Origin of the sequence: Flavobacterium celericrescens (assembly GCF_011392075.1) — a bacterium.
Taxonomy (GTDB): domain Bacteria; phylum Bacteroidota; class Bacteroidia; order Flavobacteriales; family Flavobacteriaceae; genus Flavobacterium; species Flavobacterium celericrescens.
In genome coordinates this window covers 71965-88467 of record NZ_JAAJBV010000009.1, presented here as the reverse complement: position 1 = coordinate 88467, position 16503 = coordinate 71965, and the positions used below count along the sequence as shown (strand labels likewise).

Annotated in this window: 18 protein-coding genes and 1 rRNA gene; 5 read left to right on the top strand and 14 right to left on the bottom strand. The window is 31.7% G+C overall.

Annotated features, from left to right (window positions below; translation table 11 throughout):
• Positions 1 to 82: ribosomal RNA gene (rrf, locus tag G4L40_RS11540) — 5S ribosomal RNA — on the top strand; the annotation flags it as partial.
• A 138-nt stretch (positions 83 to 220) separates the two neighbouring features.
• On the opposite strand, the gene G4L40_RS11535 is transcribed toward rrf, so the two are convergent.
• From G4L40_RS11535 to G4L40_RS11515, 5 genes are all read right to left on the bottom strand, one after another.
• Complete coding sequence (locus G4L40_RS11535; RefSeq protein ID WP_166237350.1) at positions 221 to 1261, bottom strand: ATP-grasp domain-containing protein; 1041 nt, start codon at positions 1259 to 1261, stop codon at positions 221 to 223.
• On the bottom strand, positions 1248 to 1937 hold the full coding sequence (locus tag G4L40_RS11530) for an NRDE family protein (RefSeq protein WP_166237349.1): 690 nt from the start codon (positions 1935 to 1937) through the stop codon (positions 1248 to 1250). The genes G4L40_RS11535 and G4L40_RS11530 overlap by 14 nt, the downstream gene beginning before the upstream one ends.
• Complete coding sequence (locus tag G4L40_RS11525; protein WP_166237348.1) at positions 1925 to 2413, bottom strand: DinB family protein; 489 nt, start codon at positions 2411 to 2413, stop codon at positions 1925 to 1927. Before G4L40_RS11525 ends, G4L40_RS11530 begins: the two co-directional genes overlap by 13 nt.
• Before the next feature lie 3 nt (positions 2414 to 2416).
• On the bottom strand, positions 2417 to 2818 hold the full coding sequence (msrB, locus tag G4L40_RS11520) for a peptide-methionine (R)-S-oxide reductase MsrB (protein WP_394367771.1): 402 nt from the start codon (positions 2816 to 2818) through the stop codon (positions 2417 to 2419).
• Positions 2819 to 2978: 160 nt separating this feature from the next.
• Positions 2979 to 3422, bottom strand: coding sequence for a DUF4268 domain-containing protein (locus G4L40_RS11515; protein WP_166237347.1), 444 nt, complete (start codon positions 3420 to 3422; stop codon positions 2979 to 2981).
• A gap of 73 nt (positions 3423 to 3495) precedes the next feature.
• On the opposite strand from G4L40_RS11515, the gene G4L40_RS11510 reads away from it, so the two are divergent.
• Both G4L40_RS11510 and G4L40_RS11505 read left to right on the top strand, forming a co-directional pair.
• Positions 3496 to 4137, top strand: coding sequence for an NUDIX hydrolase (locus G4L40_RS11510; RefSeq protein WP_166237346.1), 642 nt, complete (start codon positions 3496 to 3498; stop codon positions 4135 to 4137).
• Between the two features lie 118 nt (positions 4138 to 4255).
• Positions 4256 to 5065 carry a lysophospholipid acyltransferase family protein gene (locus G4L40_RS11505; protein ID WP_166237345.1) on the top strand — a complete coding sequence of 270 codons (810 nt, stop codon included), beginning with the start codon at positions 4256 to 4258 and terminating at the stop codon, positions 5063 to 5065.
• 28 nt (positions 5066 to 5093) lie between these two features.
• Here G4L40_RS11505 and G4L40_RS11500 read toward each other — a convergent pair whose 3' ends face one another.
• Genes G4L40_RS11500 through G4L40_RS11490 form a run of 3 tightly spaced genes read right to left on the bottom strand, consistent with a single transcriptional unit; the run spans position 5094 to position 7086 of the window.
• Positions 5094 to 5948 (bottom strand): TraB/GumN family protein, encoded by an 855-nt coding sequence (locus G4L40_RS11500; protein ID WP_166237344.1) that lies wholly within the window; start codon positions 5946 to 5948, stop codon positions 5094 to 5096.
• A complete protein-coding gene (locus tag G4L40_RS11495; RefSeq protein WP_166237343.1) occupies positions 5948 to 6589 on the bottom strand; it encodes a hypothetical protein in 642 nt (213 codons plus the stop codon). The genes G4L40_RS11500 and G4L40_RS11495 overlap by 1 nt, the downstream gene beginning before the upstream one ends.
• Before the next feature lie 2 nt (positions 6590 to 6591).
• Complete coding sequence (locus G4L40_RS11490) at positions 6592 to 7086, bottom strand: RNA polymerase sigma factor (protein ID WP_166237342.1); 495 nt, start codon at positions 7084 to 7086, stop codon at positions 6592 to 6594.
• Positions 7087 to 7217: 131 nt separating this feature from the next.
• Between G4L40_RS11490 and G4L40_RS11485 the strand changes: the two genes are divergently transcribed.
• Complete coding sequence (locus tag G4L40_RS11485) at positions 7218 to 8522, top strand: NAD(P)/FAD-dependent oxidoreductase (protein WP_166237341.1); 1305 nt, start codon at positions 7218 to 7220, stop codon at positions 8520 to 8522.
• Positions 8523 to 8565: 43 nt separating this feature from the next.
• Here G4L40_RS11485 and G4L40_RS11480 read toward each other — a convergent pair whose 3' ends face one another.
• Complete coding sequence (locus G4L40_RS11480) at positions 8566 to 9630, bottom strand: DUF3810 domain-containing protein (RefSeq protein WP_317163960.1); 1065 nt, start codon at positions 9628 to 9630, stop codon at positions 8566 to 8568.
• A gap of 99 nt (positions 9631 to 9729) precedes the next feature.
• On the opposite strand from G4L40_RS11480, the gene G4L40_RS11475 reads away from it, so the two are divergent.
• The gene (locus tag G4L40_RS11475; RefSeq protein WP_166237340.1) at positions 9730 to 11196 is read left to right on the top strand and encodes an aminoacyl-histidine dipeptidase; all 1467 of its coding nucleotides are present in this window, start codon (positions 9730 to 9732) and stop codon (positions 11194 to 11196) included.
• Positions 11197 to 11320: 124 nt separating this feature from the next.
• Here the strand turns inward: G4L40_RS11475 and G4L40_RS11470 are convergent, their stop codons facing one another.
• From G4L40_RS11470 to G4L40_RS11450, 5 genes are all read right to left on the bottom strand, one after another.
• On the bottom strand, positions 11321 to 11857 hold the full coding sequence (locus G4L40_RS11470; protein ID WP_166237339.1) for a hypothetical protein: 537 nt from the start codon (positions 11855 to 11857) through the stop codon (positions 11321 to 11323).
• A gap of 143 nt (positions 11858 to 12000) precedes the next feature.
• The gene (locus tag G4L40_RS11465; protein ID WP_166237338.1) at positions 12001 to 12552 is read right to left on the bottom strand and encodes a PepSY-associated TM helix domain-containing protein; all 552 of its coding nucleotides are present in this window, start codon (positions 12550 to 12552) and stop codon (positions 12001 to 12003) included.
• Positions 12553 to 12581: 29 nt separating this feature from the next.
• The gene (locus G4L40_RS11460; protein WP_166237337.1) at positions 12582 to 14822 is read right to left on the bottom strand and encodes a TonB-dependent siderophore receptor; all 2241 of its coding nucleotides are present in this window, start codon (positions 14820 to 14822) and stop codon (positions 12582 to 12584) included.
• A gap of 147 nt (positions 14823 to 14969) precedes the next feature.
• Positions 14970 to 15317 carry a DUF6686 family protein gene (locus G4L40_RS11455; RefSeq protein ID WP_166237336.1) on the bottom strand — a complete coding sequence of 116 codons (348 nt, stop codon included), beginning with the start codon at positions 15315 to 15317 and terminating at the stop codon, positions 14970 to 14972.
• A 3-nt stretch (positions 15318 to 15320) separates the two neighbouring features.
• Positions 15321 to 16448 (bottom strand): PepSY-associated TM helix domain-containing protein, encoded by a 1128-nt coding sequence (locus tag G4L40_RS11450; protein WP_207785380.1) that lies wholly within the window; start codon positions 16446 to 16448, stop codon positions 15321 to 15323.
• Positions 16449 to 16503 lie beyond the last annotated feature (55 nt).

Below are 16503 nucleotides of genomic sequence, written 5' to 3'. Positions count from 1 at the left end.
TCTTCCCATTCCGAACAGAGAAGTTAAGCCCGACTGCGCAGATGGTACTGCAGTTATGTGGGAGAGTATGTCGCCGCCTTTCTTTTGAAAAGCCTGTCTATAATTTAGACAGGCTTTTTTGTTTTTATAGTTTTACGGATAGAAAATTTAAAGAATAGTAGCCAATTTATTTTGAAACGTTTAGATCTATTGAAATAAAGTTAAATCAATTAAAGCTATTTTAAAACTCTAAAATCCGATCATAATGCTTGTGATGATTTTTAAATTCTTGAATACCTTGCTTAAAAGTAAGGTATTTTGCACCATTTTTATGGTTATGCTTACTGATTAGGTACATATAATGAAAATGACGCGTGAGTTCTTTCCATCCAAATAAGAGCGTATGTTTTGGGTCGTACATATGTGTAGGTTCGCTGATAGCTCCATTGATTTCAACAATTTGGAAGTTTTTTCCTTTTGCTAAATCTTCATATGAATTGTACATGATGTCCATTCGACCAAAATGAAAACCGTCGATTTGATTACAAATTGTATTAAAACTTTCAACCATTCTAGGTGTGATTTCATGACTGGCATCAACAAATTTTGTACCACGGCAATGATTTCCATAAGGAACTAAGTTAATCGTTTCTCTGTCTTTTAAAACCGTATTTAGTTTGTCGTTATATTCTTTTTCAAGTGCTTTAATTTGAAATACATAACGAATATCTTGGTTTAAAAGTTCACGAATGGTGTTTTTTCCGTTTCCGGTTATGATCATGAATTCTTTCGATACTATTCCTGTTATTTTTCCACTTTGATTGGGTAATTTCACATAGAAAAGTCCGATTTCGTTTTCATAGGGAATTAATTCTTGGAATAGAATATTGAATTTTGCTTTTTTATGATATGTTATTAATTCTTCAGTTGTATGTATTTTTTTTACAGCGGTTCCTCTTAAACCAATGTCTGGCTTTGCTATTAAAGGGAAATTAATATTTTCGGAAGTTAATTTTTGTAAAATGGTTTCTAAACTTTCATCAGGAGTTACGATTATTGTTTTTGGATAATATTCTTGTGGAATTAAATCGTAAATTTCTTTTTTTGATTCCATAAAAAAACCTCCATTTTTAATTGTAGGATTTGAAGCATTGAAAAAGAAGAATGATTGTGTACGAATTACATAATACAAATACTGAAAATATACCGGAAAATAAAGTACTTGATAGGGCCAATATTCCCAATGGGTAAGTTTGTGATAGAAGAGTTTAAACTTGGTCATAGCTTTCCATTAAGTCTAAATAAGACATTTGTATTTTGTTTTCAGAAACACAACATTGTGTAATACAGATAGTTTTTAAAAGATTATTTCGGTTGATTTGTAAGCCAAATTCTTCATTTTTAGATTCTGTAAATTGGTGAAAATCTAAAATATCTTGTGCAGTTGGGTTAGTGTTTTTATGCATAAAATTGGCAAACCATTTTGCTCTTTCAATTCTAATTTCTTTTGCATATAGGGTAGAGGAAGACCAAATGTAATGCTCTGAAATAGCTAATTCTTCTTGACTTTTCTTAACTTCATTCCATTGCAATTGAAACAATTTGTTATTTTCAAAGAGTACAATTGTGAAAGGCTCAATATTAGTTAAGTCAATCGTTTTCCAGTGTTCTAAACTGTTGTTTGAACTTGCTATTTCAAGAACGATTAAGCCTCTACTTTTTCGGTAAAAAGATTTTTTAATGTGTTTTTCTTGGGCTCCATTTAATAGCACTACAATTTTATTTTCAGTTTGTGCTATCCACGTACCACCAGCTTTTTGATCTTTTGGAAAAATGATTTGCTTACCATTTATTTCATAAGATTGCGGTGGAATTGCTTTTTCACGCGCTATTTTTTCATCACGATTGGATGTGATTATGCAGCCATTTGTAGTTGGAATAAAGGTTACAGTACACATTTTTTTCTGTATTCAAGTGTTGATGGAGCTACTCCAAATGAATTTGAAATTTTAATATGCGGAAAATTGTACAGCGCAACTTTTATTAAAGCTTGATGATGAATACTATGCTCTAAATTGTATAATAATTCGCGAAAATAATTTGTAGGAAGCAATTCTTCAACACTAAAACAATTGTGCTGCAAAGAAAGTTCCTTGTTTGGTTTGTCAATAGTAGAAAGATGTTTTTCAATGATTGTTATAGCAAAATTGACATCAGATTGAATTTTTATATCTCTATCGCGTTTGTCATAATTTATTATCCCTTGATTATAATTTACAAGCAAACAATCAAATAACTCTATGATATGACGCATGTGTTCGCCAATAGTTGCATGGCTTAACTCAGGATTTTTTTTACAGAATTCTTCGTTCGAAAGTTGTCGAAGTAATTCGATGTTTTCATTTAAATTATCTTTAACAAAACGGACTAGCATATTTTACTCGGTTTCAGGAACAAATTTTATAGATACTGAATTGGTACAATAGCGTTGGCCAGTAGTTTCTTCCGGGCCGTCATCAAATACATGACCTAAGTGTCCTTCACATTTAGCACACATCACTTCAGTTCTCACCATTCCAAAACTTAAATCTTTTTTATAAATAACAGCACCTTTGATTGCTTCATCAAATGAAGGCCAACCGCAATGTGAATCAAATTTAGTGTCAGAAGTAAATAAATCATTTCCGCAGGCTGCACAAACGTATTTTCCTTTTTCAAAATGATCATAATATTCTCCAGTAAAAGCGCGTTCTGTGCCTTTGTTTCTCAATACTTCATATTCCATTTCCGAAAGTTGGGCTTTCCATTCTGCATCGGTTTTTTTAACAGTTGTATTCATAGCGCTAGTTTTTTCCGAAGTTTCGGGTTTGGTTTGTGATTGACAGGATTGAAACGAAATTACTAAAAGTAATAAAACCAAGTTTTTCATAGATGACATTTTTTCAAATTTAATGCTTATCATTCAAATAAAATGTTAACTAATTTACAAAATATTCGAATTATGTATTGATTTCTAAATCTTTGATATAATCTTCATTTTCATAGAAAAAGCGTTCGAAAGCATCCATTTTTTCATTAAAAAAATCAAAAACTTCGTTCCAGGTGTTTTTATTATTGATACTAATTCCTGTTTTTTCTACCCAAATGCGACTAATTACTTTTCCGTTTTCTAAATAAAAATTACGTTCAAAAATGGCGTCTTCTAAATAGTCTTCCAAAAGTATAGTCTTCAATGATTCTACCTTTTCATAATATATAATACGTTTATTTTCGTCTTTTGGTTCTATATCTAATAAAACTTGTGCTTTTTTATTATCAACATAAAACTTAAATGTAACATCTTTGATTTTTGTGTTGTATAACAACCATTTACGAGGATATTCGGCAGCAAATGCGATCCAAAAATCTTTTTTAATTTGAAGTGCTTCTTCTTTACTAAACATATTATTTTTTTAGGAAAAGTTATTTTCTTTGAAAATTTAGTTATCTTTAAGATTACTAAAATTTTTTATAGGTATGCTTTTTAATGATTTTATAAAATATATTCCAAAGATAGAAAAAGAAAAATTGCTTTCTACTGATGCGCATGTAAAAATGGCGCCTTTGGAACGTATTTCGTATTTGAAAGAAGAGAATTACTTAGATAGAAACCCAAAAAAAGCAGCAGTATTGATGTTGTTTTATCCTAAAAATGAAATTACGCATTTGGCTTTAATTGTTAGAAATTCTTATCCAGGCGTGCATTCGTCTCAAATAGGATTTCCTGGTGGTAAAGTTGAAGAATCGGATTTAAATTTAGAAGAAACAGCACTAAGAGAAACGCATGAAGAAGTTGGTATTCATCCAGATAAAATAAAAATCATCAAAACATTTAGTGAAATATATATTCCACCAAGCAATTTTTTAGTTGCTCCATTTATGGGAATTTCGCACGAAGAACTAACTTTTGTTCCTGATTTAGATGAAGTTAAGCGAGTACTTGAATTTTCTATTGTAGATTTTTTAGACGAGAAGAGTATCACTAAAGTAAAAATGTCAACTTCCTATGCAACAGATATTGAAGTGCCTGCTTTTATGGTAGATAAATATGTGGTTTGGGGTGCTACTGCAATGATGATGAGCGAGTTAAAAGAAACCATCAAAAATGTTTTGTTGTAAACTCTTTTGAACTCCTCCAAAATTATATTTTCATTATGTGATTTTATTCTTTTTTTCTTTTAAAAATATTCTATTTTACTACATTTGCTTTCTTGTTTTGTTAAAAAAAGGAATTAGTATGGGATTATTTAAGAGAAATCCTTTTGGACATATATTATTTTTAAAAACGTGGTTAATTCGCATTGCGGGATTCTTAACACACAGACGCTATAAAAGTTTTAATAGATTGCATATTGAAGGTTCTGAAATTATTAGAAGTTTGCCTGATACAAATGTGTTGTTTATTTCTAATCATCAAACTTATTTTGCTGATGTTGTAGCAATGTTTCATGTTTTTAATGCTAGTTTGAAAGGAAGAGAAAATAATATTAAGAATGTTTTTTATTTGTGGAATCCAAAACTTAATATGTATTATGTTGCTGCTAAAGAAACGATGCAAGAAGGTTTGTTGCCAAGAATTTTAGCCTATGCAGGTGCAATTACTGTTGAAAGAACTTGGAGAGCAAAAGGAAAAGATGTTACTGAAAAGAAAGAAGTCAATCCAAATGATACTGAAAATATAAAAATTGCGCTACAAGACGGTTGGGTAATTACTTTTCCACAAGGGACAACTCGTTCTTTTAAACCTGTTAGAAAAGGTACTGCACATATTATTTTGCAACACAAGCCTATCGTGGTTCCTATTGTAATTGATGGTTTCCGTCGTTCGTTTGACCGAAAAGGTTTAATGATAAAAAAGAAAGGAATTTTGCAATCGATGGTTATTAAAGAACCTTTGCAAATTGATTATGAAAATGATTCTGTAGATAAAATTGTTGAAATGATTGAATTTGCAATTGAGCAACACCCATCTTTATTAAAAGTTATTCCAGCAGAAGAATTGGAAGAAAAAGAAAAATTAGACAAAGAAAGAATGTGGAAATATTAATAAAAAAGAGGCTATAGCCTCTTTTTTATTATTGAACAGGTTCAACAATGAATCCTTCTTTTCGTAATAATTTAATGACACCTTCTTCACCCGCTAAATGACCTGCACCTACACCAAAAAAAGTTGGAATTTTTGATGCAGTTTCTGAAATGATTGGAATCCAATTTTTATTTCTATTGTTTAATAGAAGATCTTGGTTTTCTGATGAAATTTTATTTTCAGATTCATCCATTGCTTTTAGCATTCCTTCGATGTCTTTGTCTTTGTATATTTCTAAAAGTTTGATAAATTCTTCTTTGTCTTGTTTTAAATCACTTTTGGCTGTTTTTAATAATTCATCAGCTTGAACTTGATACGGAATAGCATCAAATACTTTCATTTGATCTTTGATGTCTTCTAAACCATAAATTTCTTCACCTTGTTTTTCAGTTACTTTTATCAATTCTGATTCAACAGATTGAAATTTGCAGTCTAGCATTTTGGGTAATAACATACTACTAACCACAAAAGGTTTGAACGTGTCAAACATTTTTGCTGACATATTCATGTGCTTTTTTAGAAATTCGTCTACAATTTTAAAATCTTCGGCACTTAATAATGTAGAAAGTTTTACATCATTATTCATTTTCATGTATTTGAGCATCTGCATTTGCATCGCTTTGTCATCCATATCAAGCTCTAGATATAGTTGTTTTGTTTCTTGTAATGCTTTGATTGTATTTTCATCTAAACTAGCGTCACAAGTTGCGTGAATGGTTCCAAATATGTATGAAGGTTCTTGTAATCCATTGCCTGAAATTTTCCACAATAAACTTTTTTCTAATTCTTGTGAATTTCCATATAAAGAAGTTAGAAGTCCAGCAACTAAAAGTAGGTATTTCATTAAAAATCTATTTTTTGTAATTCGTTAAAGTTTTTTTGTAGTCTTCGCATTAATATTCCGTACAAAATTCTATAGAATAGCCAAATTAGACCTATAAACACTACTATTACAATTATGTACACTAAAATCATTATGCAATAAAATGTATTTAAGGACAAACTTTTAGACATTTTTTCAACCAATTTTTGAATATTTGGGTCATACATAAATTGGAAAATAAAAACCAAAATGAATGAAAAAGCGGTCATTCCTAAGTTGTACCAAACATAATATTTGACTGTTTTTCTAGTTTTTAAAATGCTTTGCATTAATTGCTTTACAGTATCAGTAGTATTGATAGTTTTATAATTTTTAAAAAATAGATAAATAAAGAATAAAATGATACCATAATTAATTACAGAAATTATAGGCATAACTGTGTCTAAATGATATATTTCTAATGTTTTGAAATATTCTTCATCAGCGGTTAAAAACGAAATTCCGCTCCATAGTAAAAGTTCCAAAACACTTATAATCAAAATCCACTTCACAATAGAGGATGATCTTTTGTGCAGCATACCATAAATTTCTTTTTCGGTAACTTGGTCGAAAGTATTTTCGTTTTTCTTCCAGTCTTTTTTTAATATTTCTAATTCATCCATAATTACGGATTTAATATTTTTTTTAATTTTCCTTTTACACGGTTCATTTTTACCCGTGCATTTACTTCACTAATACCTAATGTTTCAGATATTTCAGTGTAATCTTTGTCTTCTAAATACAAGAAAACGAGCGCTTTTTCAATATCATTTAATTCACTTATAGCGCTGTATAATAATTTTAATTTTTCTTCTTCCTCGAAGTTATAATCGTCTTGTGTTACCTTATGAAAAGTGCTGTCAAACTCAATAGTATCAATGGTTCTTTTCTTTTTTCGATAAAGTGTAATTGCGGTGTTTAAGCCCACTCGGTAGGCCCAAGTTGTAAATTTGGAATCGCCCCTAAAATTTGGAAAAGCCTTCCATAATTGAATCGTAATTTCCTGAAACAAATCTTTATGCGCGTCAGCATCAGTAGTATATAATCGACAAATTTTGTGGATTATATTCTGATTCTCTTTAAGTTGCTTTACGAAAAGTGCTTCCGATTCTGATTTCATATTTAATAAGTAGCTGTTTGAGCTAATTTGTTACAAGTTTACTATTTCAAATTTAAATAATCATTAACTATTTAAAGAAACATTCAATTCTTTTTCTTCTTATCTTTGAGGTGATAAATTTACGATGATAAATGAACATTCCACGTAGTAGTTTTCCAAGAATCGTCATCATTGGTGGTGGTTTTGCTGGAATATCTTTAGCGAAAAGACTTCGCAATAAAAATGTACAAGTTGTTTTATTGGATAAACACAATTACCATAATTTCCAACCTTTAATGTACCAAGTGGCAACGGGCGGTTTAGAACCCGATTCGATTGCTTATCCTATTCGGAAAATTGTTCAGGAATATAAAGATTTCTATTTCCGATTAGCAGAAGTACGTGAAATCGATGCCGAAAACAATATCCTATATGCTGATATTGGCGAATTAAAATTTGATTATTTAGTCATTGCTACGGGTTCGAAAACCAATTATTTTGGTAACAAAGAAATCGAGCGTAATAGTATGGCGATGAAAACGATTCCGCAATCGTTGAATATTCGTAGTTTGATTTTAGAGAATTTCGAACAAGCGTTGCTAACAAATGATATCGACGAACGTCATAGTTTGATGAACTTCGTTTTGGTAGGCGGTGGTCCAACAGGAGTGGAGTTGGCTGGAGCTTTAGCCGAAATGAAAAAAGCCATTTTGCCAAAAGATTACCCCGATTTGGATGTTCGAAAAATGGAAATTAATCTAATTCAAGGAAGTGACAGAGTTTTAGATTCTATGAGCGAAAATGCTTCTGAAAAAGCAGAAAAATTTCTGTTGGATTTAGGAGTAAGTGTTTGGAAAAAAGTTCGTGTAACGGGTTACGATGGCAAAACGGTTACTACAAATTCTGATTTATCGTTTGATTCTGCAACGGTGATTTGGACAGCTGGAGTTCAAGGCGCTTTGCCTCATGGTTTAAAAGGCGATAGTTTTATCAAAAATGTAAACCGAATCAAGGTGAACCAATTCAATCAAGTAGAAGGTTATGAGCATTTATTTGCCATTGGAGATATTGCGGTTATGTCTTCAGAAAAATTTCCACTAGGACATCCGATGATGGCGCAACCAGCTATGCAACAAGGAAGATTATTAGCTGATAATTTAATTAAAATCATCAATAAAAAAGAACCAAAACCATTCGAATACAAAGACAAAGGTTCGATGGCAACCATAGGAAGAAACAAAGCCGTTGTCGATTTACCAAAATTCAAATTCAGTGGTGTTTTTGCTTGGTTTGTTTGGATGTTTGTGCATTTGTTTTCGCTAATCGGATTCAAAAATAAAGCAGTAGTTTTCCTAAACTGGGTGTACAATTACGTTCGTTTCGACAGAGAAGCACGTTTGATTATGCGTCCGTATAAGAAGAGAAGTAATGTGAGTTTTACGAGTGATGAATTATAAGTATTCAGTGTTCAGTTTTTAGTGTTCAGTTACTGCCAACTTATTACTGAACACTGAACACTTTTTCATATCCAATCGCTAAACCCACAAACTTACTATAGCCTTCCATGCCGTCTTTTTGTTGGTTGGCTTTTAGGAAATTATCGTAGAAATACTCGAAAAAGGTATTGATGGGCGTTTGGTATTCCTTCCAAAAGATTTCGTTTTCCTCAAAGTTTTTCAAAACGCCTTTGTTGATTTTTTTTATGTAAACTTTTGAACTTCCTTCTTGCATCATTTCCAAATTATGCAACGCATAACGTAAAGCAAAACTATAAGCCGAATATTGGAAATACAAATCCTCATTTTTAGCAGCGGTTACAAATCCGATGAAGTTGCATTCGCTTTCGCTACCAATTCCTGTTTGATGCGCCATTTCGTGGCAAGTGGTTAACGGTGACGTGTATTTCGGTTTCAAATAATTGACTTGTGCTTCATTAGTAAACGGATTCAAATACCCACCAAATCCCATATAACTCAAAGGATAACTAAACAACGACGATTTGATACTTTTTACTTCGTAACGGAATTCTTTTAAATCGTTAGGGATGTTTTCATAGCCTTTCAAAGCCAAACTGTAAATTTCGTCATGCGAATACGGAATCACAACCACAACCGAATCATTTTTAGTGATTTGCAATTGCAATTCATTGGTTTTTAGCAGCATTTTTTCAATGAAAGCTTCCAATTGTTCTTTCGAATATTCTTTTTCAATCTGTAATTTATCATGCAACGGAATACGGTAATAGTTCATTCCCCAAAGGATATGAAAGAAAAAATAAAACACCGAAACCCAACTCAATATCGCTAATCCATTATTCTTCCATTCTTTAAAAAAGCCAATGTGGTGTTTCCAAATCCATTGGAATAAGAGTAAAATTAGAATGAAATAAATCACATCGCCAAAAGAAAACGGCAACCAACCCAATGCTTTTCTCGACAAGAAAGCCAATTTCGGATAAAAACCTTTACTATACCAATTTTCAACAAAATCAGGAAATAAACCAATCGTTTTCACTACGATGATTTGAATGACCAAAAATAAAGGAAGGATGAATTTTCTTTTCACAACATATTTTTAAAACGTAAATATAATCACAAATCAATTTGTAAAGAAATTAAACTTTGTAACTTTGTTGCTTAGATACTTAAAAACTACAAAAATATAATGAGCCAAGAAATTAGAAATCTGGAACCAAAGCCACTTTGGAACAAATTTGCCGATTTGAATGCCGTGCCACGTCCGTCTAAAAAAGAAGAGCGTGTGATTGAATTCATGAAAAACTTCGGAACCAGTTTAGGATTAGAAACGTTTGAAGACGAAATCAGAAACGTTATCATCAGAAAACCTGCGACACCAGGAATGGAAAACCGCAAACCAATTGTTTTACAAGGACATTTGGATATGGTACACCAAAAAAACAACGATACCAACTTTGATTTCGATACGCAAGGAATCGATATGTATGTTGATGGTGACTGGGTTCGTGCTAAAGGAACTACACTTGGAGCTGACAATGGGCTAGGAGTAGCGATGATTATGGCAATTTTAGAATCTACAGATATCAAACATCCTGCAATTGAGGCTTTGTTTACAATCGATGAAGAAACTGGAATGACAGGCGCTTTAAACTTAAAAGGCGGTGTGTTACAAGGTGAAATTTTATTGAATTTAGATACCGAAGAAGACGATGAAATAGACATCGGTTGTGCAGGTGGAATTGACGTAACGGCTACAAGAGGTTACAACGAAGAAGAAACGCCAGAAGGTTCTGTGGGTTACACCATTACTGTGAAAGGTTTACAAGGTGGACACTCAGGAATGGATATTCATAAAGGTTTAGGAAATGCAAACAAAATCATGAACCGTTTATTATTTGACGGATTTGAGAATTTTGGATTGCAAATTGCTGAAATTTCAGGAGGAAGTTTGCGTAATGCGATTCCAAGAGAAAGTGTTGCGAAAGTAATTATCGCTGAAATGTATGACGAAGCGTTTGTTTTTGACATGCAAGAAGTAATTGGCGATATCAAAACCGAATTCAAAACGATGGAACCGAATTTAACAATTGAAATTGTTAAAAATGATACAGTTCCTGCTAAAGTAATGGATTTAGGCGTGCAAGAAGGTTTGTTACGAGCGATTTATGCAGCACACAATGGCGTTTACAGAATGTCGGCTGATATGGAAGACTTGGTAGAAACTTCAAATAATATTGCAAGAGTAATCGTAAAAGACGGACAAATTTCGATTCAGAATTTAACGCGTTCTTCTGTGGAAAGTTCTAAAATGGATTTAGCGAATGCTTTACGTTCGGCTTACGAATTGTTTGGTTGCGAAGTTGATTTTGCAGGAAGTTACCCAGGTTGGACACCAAATGTAAAATCTGAAATTTTAGACGTTTTGACTTCAATTTACGAAAAACAAAACGGTGAAAAACCAAAAGTAGTAGCATGTCATGCTGGATTAGAATGTGGTATTTTAGGAACAAATTATCCAAATATGGACATGATTTCTTTTGGACCAACTATTCACGGAGCACACAGCCCAGATGAAAGAGCATCGATTAAATCGTCTCAGAAGTTTTGGAAGTTTGTTTTGGAAATTTTAGAGAATATTCCAGTGAAGAAATAAGAATATAGAATAAAGAAGAAATCCCGATGAAAATCGGGATTTTTTTTATGTTGGCGTAATATATTTATGCTTTGCTTTGTGAGAATGAACGTGACGTTTGAGCTAGCATAGGATAGTAGTATTTCTATTGTGTTTTAGGCTTACTAATTGAATCTTGTTTTTTTATTAAATTATTTAGTTTTTGAATACTGTCATTCAACTCTAAATTTTGTTTATTCAATTCGTTTTTCTCATTGTCAAATCTTGAGTTTCCGTTGTCGAAACCTAATTTGTACGAAGCACTTATCAAAACTACAATTACAGTCCAAAAAAATGGGTTTTTTATTAGAGATAATATATAATTATTTTCATTAATTTTCTTATTTGCTTTCAAATTTTCACAAGATTTTATAGCACCTTTCAATTTTGTAAATTCAGTTTCAAATTCACTTTGATAGTATCCGCTGAACTTTTTCTGATTAACACTATCCAACATTCTGTGCGGACCACTATTTTCATCGTAATTAGTTCTAATAAAATTTTCAACTTTAGAAACCCAAGCTAGAAAATCAGGGGTTGCATAACTATAATATTGGTCAGTTGAATACTTCTTGTTGTTGTTAAAACTATACAGGTCACTTTCCTTTATTAATTCAGCAATAATTTTATTTTGTTTTGTCATTTTTTGGATGATGTAGTTTTAATATTACCGCCAACGTTTTGTAGCTAAAAGAAGTTGCGTATTATTTTTTAACGAAATCAAATATAATAAAATAGTTACAATTTTAAAACAAAAAAGGCTCACTTTCGTGAACCTTTCTATGATTAACTCAAAATAATTAAAACAAGTATTGGAAAAATAATTCCTGCTAGAGCTAGTTTCCAGCCGCGTTGTTTAAAGGTGTATTTACCGTGAGTGAGCATCATTGTTCCTGTTACGGCAATTAATATTAAAGAAATTCCAAAAATATCAGAATAGTAAATCCACCAGTTCGAAGTGTTTTTGTGCAACTTCATTGTTTGACTGATAATTGGGGTTTTGTTGAAGGCTATAATTTCCCCTTTCCCCGTTTTCATGTCGATTTCTACATCGTGTTTTTCAAACGAAATTTTAAACGTGCCTTTTTTTACATTGTGACGACGCATTTTATCATCGATGCCCAATTGTTTTCCTAAATTTTCAGCATAAGCTTCAGTAATTTGACTTTCTTCGGGTAATTGTACTTTGATGTTTTTTGTTTCAACTGTGTATTTTTCAGGATGCCAATGTTCTCTATGGTTCATTAAAATGCCTGAAAAAGCAAACGAAATAATTAATCCTACGTAGAAGTAACCAAAATCACGGTGTAGATCTCTAACTAATTTTTGTTGTTTCATGTTTAAAAAATAAAAAGCTAAGGTATGGTTTAAAATTTATATCGCAAAGAGGTCATTATTTGTCTTGGCGCAATTGGATTCACGCTATAATTCTCGTGAACGGTATAATTCAATTCGTTTGTAATATTAGACAATTTACATAGTAATGAAAACTGTTTCCAATTATACCCTAAAGACACATCAATCGTAGTGTAGCCATCTAGAGGAATTTCACGGTCTAAAATGCCATTAGGTTGCGTTGGGTTTACTTGATTGTTCCATCCACCTTTTCGGTTTCCAATATAATTTCCAATTGCTCCAAAAGAAACATCTTTTAATACACCAGACTGTACGGTGTAAAAGAAACTTAAATTAGCTGTATTTGCTGGTGTTCTCACTAATCGGTCACCTTCAATAAAACTTCCGGTTGCGCCTGTGGTTTCGGTATAACGCATATCGTTATAGCTATAGCCTGCGATGATGTTTAAAGCTTCTATTGGTTTATAGGTAATATCTACTTCAACTCCTTTACTTGTAGTTTCGCCACTTAGCGATTTTACGTTGGTATTTGTATTTACGTTACCATTGGCATCAAATTCGGCAGTTTGAGCTAAATTGCTGTTTACTATTTGGTATAAAGTTACATTTGTTGTTAAAACACCTTTCCAAAATTCCTTTTTTATTCCAGCTTCATATTGGTCAATAATTGATGGCTCTATGGCATTGTTATAAATATCAACCCCAGTATTTGGCGTAAACGAATTCGAATAACTTGCAAAAATTGAAGTATTTTTTGTAGGTTGGTAAATCAATCCTACTTTAGGAGAAAAAGCTCTGTCGTTACGAATTTTTTCTTCGGTAATTGTGTTGTTAACTTTATTATGAGTTTCTGGTTTTGCTTCTTGGTACGAATAACGAATACCTAATAATGCTTTGAATTTGTTAGAGAAAGAAATCAAATCTTGAGCATAAACTCCAAAGCGAGTAGTTTCTGTTTTTACGATTCTTGTTACTTCAGATGGCATAATTGGACCATCGTAAGTTGCATCATATAAAGCAGGATCAAAGATGTTTACAGGATTAGTTGGATCTCCATAAATAGTTACAGTTACTGGATCGCCATTCACATCTAACACATCAGGATTGAAAAATCTAAACGTGTACGCATCGGCATACGAAATTTCAGTATCGATTCCTGTGAACAATTGGTGTTTGATTTTTCCTGTTTTAAAGTTTCCTTGTAAACTTACTTGGTTAGCAAAAATTTGTTCTACTGCTTTATTTCTTCCATACGGACGATTCCAATCGCCACTACCGTCTGTATTTGGTTGAATACGTTCTGTTCCAATAGATTCTCTGTCGTAATCTTGGAATGAAGAATTAAAGTTTAATTTCCAATTCGAGTTGAACTGATGGTTTACTAAAATCGAAGCAGTAGCTTGTTTGGTATTTCCGTTTGACCATTTTGCACCTAAATAGGCGTTTCTTGGTACGTCAGCAATTTCTTTTCCGATAGAACCTGTTCCAAAGTCAGGTGTCCAATCGTCGCTTAAATAATCACCTTGCAGCGTTATGTCGGTTTTGTTGTTTATTTTAAATAAGAAAGAAGGATTTACATAATAACGTTCTTTGGTTACAAAATCTCTAAAACTTTCAGAATTTTCATAGGAACCACTAAAACGGTATGCAATAGCATTATTTAATGGCCCATAAATATCAATTGAAGGCTTGTAAAAATTGTAACTTCCTGTTTGCATTGTAAATTCGCCACCTTTTTTAAATGTAGGCATTTTCGTTACCATGTTTAAAATTCCTCCAGGTGCCACATTTCCATATAAAAGTGCTGCACTACCTTTTAAAATTTCTACTTTTTCTAATGAAGCAACTTCGGGAATTGAACCACTATTAAAACGGAAACCATTTTTGAACATATTATTGGAAGACATATCATAACCTCTAGACCAAAATGATTCTTGAGCGCCACCACGAGCCGAACCTACATATACACCGTTAGCGTTTTTAATAACATCACTTAATCGGACAGACTGTTGTTGAAAAATAATTTCGTTTCCAATAACTTGGATTGCTTGTGGCATATCTAAAGGTTTGATACCAGCTCTATTAACTGACGATTTACCTTTGTCGTTTTTTCCAAGGATAGCGACTTCTTTTAAGTTTTTTACAGTGTCATTTTCGGTAAAGTAATTTTCAAATTCTTCATTTGTTTTTTCTTGAGAGGCTGCTTGAAGCGAAAGCAGTAGGGCTATAGTTTTAAATATGTTTTTACACATCTTATTTAGATTTAATTAAAATAATGATGCAAAAGTATAGAGAGAAAATGAATTTACAAAACTTATTTAGACTTATTTTAAATAAAAAAATATAAGCAATTGATTTTGAATAGTGGAAGTTTAAAAAAAGTTTGCCTAAGCAAACTTTTAATTCCAATTAATTCCAGATTTTAAATACTGATAGTCCAAATAATCATTTTTTTTATCAATGTTTAGTAGTAATGTTAGCTCATATAGTTCAAAGCGATTTATTAAAATAATAAAATTAGTTTGTAGGGTAGGAATAGGAATTTTTTTATCATAAATTGAATGTTCGTACTCTTTTTCCCAATAGTCAATATTAATTTTTTTTAAATAATTCTTAAATGCAATTAGTTCTTCTTCGGAAAGATTAAAATTCAAATTTTTGAATGTTAGTTGATAATTTCCACAGCCTTTCAATAGAATTAACATTCTGTTTTCTGTTTGTTTTAAGATAGAAAAATTGCAGCACATTGTCTATTGTTTTTTTGATTTATTGTGTCTTCCATACCAAATCATGAAACCTGTAATTGGTAAACTTGCAATCAATAAACTAATTAAAAAGGCAAATATTTTACCAGCTAATCCAAAAATAGCGCCAGTGTGAATATCATAATTCATTCGCATTATTTTATCTGAATTTGATGCATTATCCAATCTTCCATAAATATGATTGACTTCTTGTTCTTCTAAAGTGTATTGATTGAAGTAACGATAATCTGTTTTCCAATATGTTCCTTCTTCAAGATTAGCATTTGCAGCAATCGGGGATGTTTTAGTTTCTGGTGGATGAACTTCAATGGAAACAGCATTTGGATATTCTTTAGTCATTAAAAGGTAAGCTTTATCTAAAGGATTTTCAACTTTACTATTTGCTATCTGTATAGAAATTGGATCTTCATAAATCAACGATTTTTCTCCACCAATTAAAGTATAATAACCGTAGGCAAACCAAGGAAAGCCCCAAACTAATCCTGTAATTGCAAATATCAAAGCAATTGACATAACATAAAAGCCTGTTATATTGTGTAAATCATAGTTTTTGCGTTTCCATTTAATTCCGTCTTTCCATCGAAACCAAAAGCGTTGTTTTGCCGCTTTTTTATTTTTTGGAAGCCATAAAATAAATCCGCTGATAATCATTATTACAAAGATTAATGTTGCTGAGGCAATTACTGTTTGCCCAATTTCATGCGGTAACCATAGATAAAAATGACCATCTAGAATCCATCGAAAAAAACCAGAATACATATCGTTAACTTTTAAAACTTCTCCTGTATATGGATTGATATGCACAATTTTGTAATAATTATTGTCCTCTATTTTTTCATCATAATGAAAGAAAATAGCCTCTGCCGATTTTTCTCTTCCTTTATAATGGATAGCATGAAGTGATTTATTAGGGAGTTCATTTTGAGCAATAGTTTCTAATTTTGATGGAAGCAGAAAAGGAATATTTTGCTTTTTAACAAAGCGATACTCTTCAGTTATGTTTTGAATTTCTTCTTGAAATGCATAAAAACATCCTGTAATTGCTACTATAAATATAATAATTCCAGAGGTTAGCCCAAGCCAAAGATGTATTTTTCTGATTGATTTTTTCATGAAAATTAGGATAAAAAAGTTAAAAACTCCCCACCGAAATGAGGAGCTTAATTTA